Raw genomic sequence first — 6,928 nt, 5'->3', positions numbered from 1 at the left:
ACCGGACCAACACCCAGAACCTGGCCACCGCAGCGCCGTGGACCACACCCTGGCTACCCGAGGGTTACGGGAAAGAACACTGGCCAGGGGCTTAGCGAAGACCGAGTCCACTGCGATCCCGCTGGGCGACGACCTGTGGATCGTGTTCATGTACATCGCCGGCGGCAGCCTCAGGCTCTACCGAGGACTGTCCGAGTCTCGAGGCGATCAGGGATTCCCCGAGCGGTGCGGTTCCGTTGTCCAATCGGTCATCGCCGACTGGAACCCATGGGGACCAACACCGCGACGCCGAACCACCCGGCAGTTCATCAAGGACATCGTTGGTGCTCGCTGCGGCGAGGTGTTGGATTGGCTGCCGACCGCGCCAGCACCGACCGGGCTCGATCCGCGATCGTTCCTGGACGGCGACCACGCCGGGATTCCAATCCAGAACGTGCTCACCGGCAACGCCCACGGGGACTTGAGCGCACGCAACATCCTGATCAAGGCCAGCCCGGGCGCCGCGGCCGGCGACTTCCGGCTCATCGACTACGACCATTTCGCGGCCGACGCGGCCCTGGCGAATGACCCGATGCATCTGCTGGTAGCGCTCGCACTCGACGAATACGGGGAGGTTCGCAGCAGACCCGGCAGCTACATCGACGTCATCGTCAACCCGGACGCTGCGGTCCCGCGCCAGCTGAACGACTTCCGCGACATCAGCCGGGCCATCCACGAAGCCGTCAAGTCCAGCCTCGACGAGGAGCTCGGGTTCGGCGGAGAATGGGCGCCACAATGCCAGCTCGCACTGGTCGGGGCCGCCCTCGTTCACCTCGGCCGCACCTTGCATCTCGACCCGCAACCGCACATCGCGTCCGAGGAACTGCAGCAGGAGGCCAAACAGTGGTGCTACGACCTCGCTGCCGCCGCGGCGACCAGATTCCTGGACGAGCACGCCGGCCACGGGCGCAGATCGGATTCGCGGGCCCTCCCGGCCCCGACCTCGGCCGCGTCGGGCAGATCCTTGAACACCACGGTCACAGATCGTGACCAGCCGCCGGTCGCGGTGACCGAGCTGCTCGGCCGCGACGAGCAGCACCGCAGACTGCACACACGGCTGACCGACGGCCGCTGCGGGATGGTGCTCCTGCGCGGGTTACCCGGCATGGGGAAGACGAAGCTACTCAACGTCACCCTCCGGGCCATCGAAACGGACAACCGGACCGCATCGGACGTACGGATCCGTGAGCACCTCGCCACCCGGGAACGGCGGCTGGACGTGCGTACCCTGATCGACCTCATCAGCGGCGAATCCCCGACGGCCGCACCGGCGGTCGGCATGTCGTCGCTGGTGCGGCTCGAGGCGGTCCTGAAAGATCTACGCCGGTCACCGGTCATCGTGGCCGTCGACTCCGCCGAGAACCTGCTCGACCCCCGCAACCGAATGATGGTCGACCGCGACCTCGACGAGGCCTTTGCGATACTCAGCGATGAACCAAACCATCGAGTGTCTGTCATTCTGGCGACTCAGCAGGAACCGGTCTCACCATCCGCGTTCGGCTGGCCCGAACACGAAGAGCCGATCGTGGTTGGCCGGGTACGACAAGACCAGTTCCTGGCCTTCCTGCACAGCCGAGATCACCACGGGATGCTCGAACTCGACCACCTGCCACCCGAACGGCAGCATCTGCTGTGGCAACGGCTACAAGGCAACCCTCGCCTCGGCGAACTGGTCTGCGCGATCGTCGGTGACCACGGCGCCGTTGATCTGCCGACCGTCATCGACGGGCTCCCACGCGGCACCGGCGACGCGGTGGCCGTGCATCTCATAGGACTTCTGACGGACAAGATCGACGGACGGCGGCGCGATGCCCTGCATGCCGTAGCCGCACTCGGCACACCGGTGCCGACCGATGCGGTCGCGGATGTGCTGATCGATTCCTGGCCGCCGGGCGAGGTAAGGCAGGCCGTGAAATCCCTCGTCCAGCGGCACGTGTGCCGCCGAAACGACCATGGCGACGTTTTCCTGCCACCCGCGGACGCCGGCATCATCATGGCTCGAATGGCGCCGGAAGCACGGCGTGAGCTTCGGTTCCGGGCGGCGGACGTGCTGACGGACCTGCGGACATCGACCCCCAGCAGCGTGGACGACCTGCGGTTTCACATAGCGGAACTCAACGCTCTGATCGACGCCGACGAAATGGATGCCGCACTCGGGCTGATCCACGAGATCGACGCGGTCCTGTTTCCCTGGAACTGCAGCTACCTGCTGCTGGAGCAGCGCCTGGCGGTGCGCGACAAGCTGAGCGAGCACGCGGACCAGCTGTCCAACGAGAACGCCCTGGCGGGCATCTACCTCACCATCGGCGAGTTGGAGGAAACCGACCTGGCCTACGGCCGCGCGCTGAAGCTTGCACAGAAGGCAGCCAGGGCATCCGACAGGGTGGCCTTGCAGAACAATCTTGGCCTGCTGAGTCTCGCGGCGAACCGAACCGAGTGGGCTCAGCTGGAGTTCGCGCACGCCCGCGATGAGGCGATCACGGCCGACGACCGTGCCGGTCAGGTCGGCGCCCTCGAAGGACTCGCCGACTGCCACCGGCATTACGGGGAGTATGAGGAGGCAATCGCCTGCGCGGTCACGGCTGTCGACCTTGCCGGGGACCAACCCTCACGGCGACTCATGCTCATCTTGAAGCTCGCCCGCTGGCACGCCGAACTGGCCGAGGTCGGCGCCGCGCGGAAGTGGCTGACCGTGGCGCAGCAGACAGCTGCCGGCCGGCGCGACGACACGCTGGCCGCGGCCTGCCTGGAAGGTGACGCGGACCTGCTACTCGCGGCAGGCCTCGACAACGGCGCCGTCGAGGAGGCGGTACGACGAGCGCACGAGGCCGTCGATCGCGCCATCAGCGTGGAGAACCCCTTCGTGCTGCGGCGAGCACGCACGACCTTGTGCGTCGCCCACCTGCGGCTGGGCCAGTTTGACGAGGCGGCGCGGCAGATCCGCCGCGCCTATCACTACCGCGGACCCAACCCGCCCCTGTCCGTGTTAGCCCTGCTCGCCCTCGTCACCCGGTTGACCGAACCCGTCGCGGCCGGGCCGTGGTTCGATCAGCTACTCACCCAAGCTACCGCACGCATCCGCGCCGACGCTCGAGACTTCTCCGCCCGAGATTTCCAGGGCTTCGCCCGATGCAGCCGCCTGCTCGAACGACGCGACGACATCGACTCGGCGGTCGAGTCGTTCCGGACCAGCGACCAGGACCGCGCTCACCGCCGGGCTCGCGGGCTGACCGCCCGGCTGAGGTTCATGCTGCGCACTCTCGATGCGTCCGGCGCGCCACCGGGACAGCTGGCACCGGTCATCGCGCACCTCACCGACGACACCTAGATCCAGCCCCATTCCCGCGCTCGCATGATGGCCTCGACCCTCGTGCCGGCCCCCATCTGCTGGTACAGCCCTCGCAGCAGGCGGAACATCGCTCGTTCCGAGTAGCCGCTCTGCACGGCGAGCTGAGCCACCGTCGTCCCCGACGCGAGTTGCCGAAGCCATGCCGCCCCGGCGCCCGGCGCTGGCGGCGTGCCAATTCCCGAACCCAGCAGCCCCGTCACTACCGCCGGCATCACCGACTGGCCGTCGATGGTGGCCTCAACTGTCCGCCGCAGTACCGGTGCGGGTGCTCCGCGCGGCAATATCGAACGAGCGCCAATGCGTATCGCCCGGGCGCCCAGCACCGCCGACTCACCGTCGGTCAGCGCAATAACCACCGGCGGGTCGGAAGTCTCGGCCAGCTGTGCCAGCAGACGCCAATCCTCCTCGCCGACTATGGTCAGCAACACCAAGGCGGACCTCCGCCGGGCCGACCACGCCACCAGGTCGGCCGGCATGTCGACCGTGTGCCCGGCGGCGGACAACACCGCCGCGACCCCGTGCCGAAACATCGGCAGCGGGTCGACGACCGCGACGCGGACGGCCACCGTGGCCCGATCCTCTCTTCCGCCGGATTGCACTCGGGAACAGGATCATCTCGTATCGTCCGCCGCCACGGACCGGCGCGACGCTGCCAGAACACGGCAGGAGCATGACCTCCGATCGGGCGTGGACCTGCGGCCACCCTGCTTCTTAGCGTCGTCGGTAACGACCGCGCAGGCGGAGGTGCTCATGGTTTACCACGGCGACCCATCCATACCCCAACCGCACGACATTCCGCCCGCGACACTTCAAGAGCTCGCCGACGGCAAGACAGACCCGCCCACCCCGGAGGCGGAGAAACTGATTCGCGAGCTCGCACACCGCCACCCGCAATGGGATGCTCGGCGTATCCATGCCAGAATCCGCGCGGACACCAACCGGCACGATGTCTCCATCGCCCAGGTCGCCTCGGTTCTGCTGGCGATGCGCGGGGACGGCGCGGCCACCGACGGTGCGAGTGCGCAGAGCCGGGCGGCCGATACTCCCCTCGAGTGACACCGCGCTGGCGCCGATGGTGGACACTAAAGGATGCCGACGCCGAACCCCCAACACAGCCCGCGTCCGGCGCACGAATTGATGAAAATCCGATGAGCCTCAGTCTCTCATGTGCCTCTCATGGCCCGCCTCAGTTCTCCCGTGCGATCCGCGCGTCCTCGTCGGCCGCCGCCAGCGGTCTCATCGGCGGCCGTGTCGTACTTCAGTGCGCAGCACACGTAGCACGCCGATGAGCAACGCTCGGATGCGTTCACAAGCTCGAGTGCTCGGCCAGGCAACGGCTCACCTCGTCCGCGTCAGGGTATTCAGGAGCACGGCGAGCATGCGTTCTCGTATGCGGTGGTAATCGTTCAGGTTCTCGCCGCTGCGACGTCGGCCCGAGACGAGACTGCTGACGGCATCGGCGGCCTGCACCGCAGTGGCCAGGCGCTCTTGGTCCACCACCGCGTTAACCTTCGCCTTGGCGCGGATGAGGCTGGCGGTGACCACGCGCACGACGGTGCCGGTGCGCTTGCGTCTCCTCCGGGGCCTCATCGGTGGTCGTGGCTATCTACGTCTGGCAGCGGAAGTAACAGGCATGGGCGGGTACGCCGAGCCTAGCGGCTGGCCTGCCCCGCCTTGGCGCCCCTCCGCCTTCCATGCATGTCCGGATTTCGCGAGGTTCGCGGCGGGGTGTCCGTCTGCATCACCAGTCGCGTGACTCGAGGAAGAGGCGGTCGTGACCGAGCTCGCCGAGAATCTCTGACTCCGCTGACCTGGCCAGCGCTTCGTAGAACTCGCGCCCGGCTGAGCCTTCAGTCAGCGCCGCGGCGACGGCCCGACTGCGATCCCGCTGTTCGAGGTGGTGGCGGGCCGGTGCACCGATCGGCCCGCCAAATCCGTCCTTGCGCACGGCGGCGTAGATGCCTCGACGCATCGCGCGCGAGCACTGGTCGCGATGCTCATCCGCAGCATCCAGAGCCTGGGTAACGAAGTCCGAATGGTCCCAGACGAACGTCCGGTGCGCGTATTCCAGAACCTCCCCGACAGCTCTGATGTAGTTCGCCGTTCCCGCCCCAAGTGCCCGACCGAGGACGACGAGGACGGCGTCGTCATAGGTCACCGCAACCGCCGCGAAGACGGCACCCGGCTCCAGCCCGCCGGTGCCGTCGAGGTTCTCGGCGACCCAGGTGATCGCGTCCCACAGAAGTTCACCAAACCGCGGCGAGCCACGGAATCGCAGCTCCTTGTGCCATCGATCGGGCAACGCGCGGTAGCCGGATATCCGTGGCCGGACCTCCGCCGCCGATCGATGCTTGAGCAGTTGCAGAACCTCGTCCGAGTAGGTCGCTGAGAGGTCGGCCAGGAAGGCCTGCACGGCGTATTCGTCGATCGTGGGAAGGCTTGCTATCTCGGCGAGGATGCGCTCGCGGTCGGTGTCCCCGAGATCCTCGTAGGGCAGGTAGCCGTGCTCGCCGAACGCGTAAAATACATGCTCTGCCACCGCTGGCGACTGGTCGAAGGAGACCGTCAGGAGCAGTTCGGTGGCCATCGGCCTGTCGTACTCGCTGATCTGGCGTACCACTTGAAGGGCTTGAAGCCGGACCACGTCGTCCTCGTACGCCAGCAACCGCTCCAGTATCGCCCGCTCCCGGGCATCGATGACCGCACGGCCGCCGCGGAATCGATGCAGGCCGGCGGCTGTCAGCCGTGTCAGCTCGAGGTCATCGCAGTCCAGGAGCGTTTCGATAGCCTCCCAGCCGGCGTCGGCGTCACTGAGCAGCAGCTCCCGCACAGCGACCGGTAGCAACCTGGTCAGCGAACCGGCCGGCTCATCGATAACGGCCCCTACCAGAGCTCGCGCGAGCGACGGCCGATCCTGCAAGAGGGCGTGGGCGAACGGCTCAGGGTTGGCGTCCCGGCCACTGAGCTCGGCGTCCTGCTCCGCGCGCAGGCCACGGCCAAGATTGTCCAGCATTTTGCTCTCCGCCCAGGTTGCGACGACCACACGAGCGAACGCCTGGCGCCTTTCGCTCCGGATCCGCACCGCCTCCCGAAAATCGCTCTCTCGTGGACCAGGTCTCCCGAGCCGTCGTGCAACGCCACCGCGAACTCGTGGTCGATGCCGTCCGGAAGAGCCTCCAGGACGGCGCGGGCTGCCGGCTTCGTCGCACCAGGGCCATGGCGGGCATGCCAGTTGAGGCTCTTCCTCAGGGCCACGCAGACGAGCGGGTCCAGGGTCACGGCGGTGACGACCTCGTGGAGCAAGCGCAACGTTTCCAGGAAGTCGAGCGTCCATCCGTCGAGCTGTTCGGCCGGGACGCTGTGCCCGGCAGCGGCAGGGGGGTATTCCAGCGCCTTCGCCACGACCTCGGCTGCGCGAGCGGCTACCCACCGGTCCGAAGATCGCAGCCCGTCCAGCACAAGGTCGACGGCGACCCGTCGCACGGCAATCACCGTCTCCCGAACCAGCAAGAGTCGCCTCACCGTCACGTTGAGCCCGTC

Annotated in this window: 5 protein-coding genes; 2 read left to right on the top strand and 3 right to left on the bottom strand. The window is 67.5% G+C overall.

Annotated features, from left to right (window positions below):
• Nucleotides 1-148: 148 nt before the first annotated feature.
• The gene (locus tag AB0E90_RS22170) at nucleotides 149-3,367 is read left to right on the top strand and encodes an AAA family ATPase (RefSeq protein WP_360408514.1); all 3,219 of its coding nucleotides are present in this window, start codon (nucleotides 149-151) and stop codon (nucleotides 3,365-3,367) included.
• On the opposite strand, the gene AB0E90_RS22165 is transcribed toward AB0E90_RS22170, so the two are convergent.
• Nucleotides 3,364-3,954, bottom strand: coding sequence for a DNA-binding response regulator (locus AB0E90_RS22165; protein WP_360408475.1), 591 nt, complete (start codon nucleotides 3,952-3,954; stop codon nucleotides 3,364-3,366). The two genes, AB0E90_RS22170 and AB0E90_RS22165, sit on opposite strands and share 4 nt — an antisense overlap.
• Nucleotides 3,955-4,138: 184 nt before the next feature.
• On the opposite strand from AB0E90_RS22165, the gene AB0E90_RS22160 reads away from it, so the two are divergent.
• The gene (locus AB0E90_RS22160; RefSeq protein ID WP_360408472.1) at nucleotides 4,139-4,444 is read left to right on the top strand and encodes a helix-turn-helix domain-containing protein; all 306 of its coding nucleotides are present in this window, start codon (nucleotides 4,139-4,141) and stop codon (nucleotides 4,442-4,444) included.
• A 282-nt stretch (nucleotides 4,445-4,726) separates the two neighbouring features.
• Here the strand turns inward: AB0E90_RS22160 and AB0E90_RS22155 are convergent, their stop codons facing one another.
• Nucleotides 4,727-4,933, bottom strand: coding sequence for a hypothetical protein (locus AB0E90_RS22155; RefSeq protein ID WP_360408469.1), 207 nt, complete (start codon nucleotides 4,931-4,933; stop codon nucleotides 4,727-4,729).
• A gap of 196 nt (nucleotides 4,934-5,129) precedes the next feature.
• Nucleotides 5,130-6,401 carry a hypothetical protein gene (locus AB0E90_RS22150; RefSeq protein ID WP_360408466.1) on the bottom strand — a complete coding sequence of 424 codons (1,272 nt, stop codon included), beginning with the start codon at nucleotides 6,399-6,401 and terminating at the stop codon, nucleotides 5,130-5,132.
• Nucleotides 6,402-6,928: the final 527 nt, after the last annotated feature.

The sequence above is a fragment of the Actinoplanes sp. NPDC026619 genome (assembly GCF_040638295.1).
Taxonomy (GTDB): Bacteria; Actinomycetota; Actinomycetes; order Mycobacteriales; family Micromonosporaceae; genus Actinoplanes.
The sequence above is the reverse complement of the archived record's forward strand: the minus strand, read 5'-3'. Positions and strand labels throughout refer to the sequence as shown.

Coding starts and splice junctions, on each gene's coding strand:
- AB0E90_RS22170 (WP_360408514.1), top strand. CDS start 149: ATGTACATCGCCGGCGGCAGCCTCAGGCTCTACCGAGGACTGTCCGAG.
- AB0E90_RS22160 (WP_360408472.1), top strand. CDS start 4,139: ATGGTTTACCACGGCGACCCATCCATACCCCAACCGCACGACATTCCG.
- AB0E90_RS22150 (WP_360408466.1), bottom strand. CDS start 6,401: ATGCTGGACAATCTTGGCCGTGGCCTGCGCGCGGAGCAGGACGCCGAG.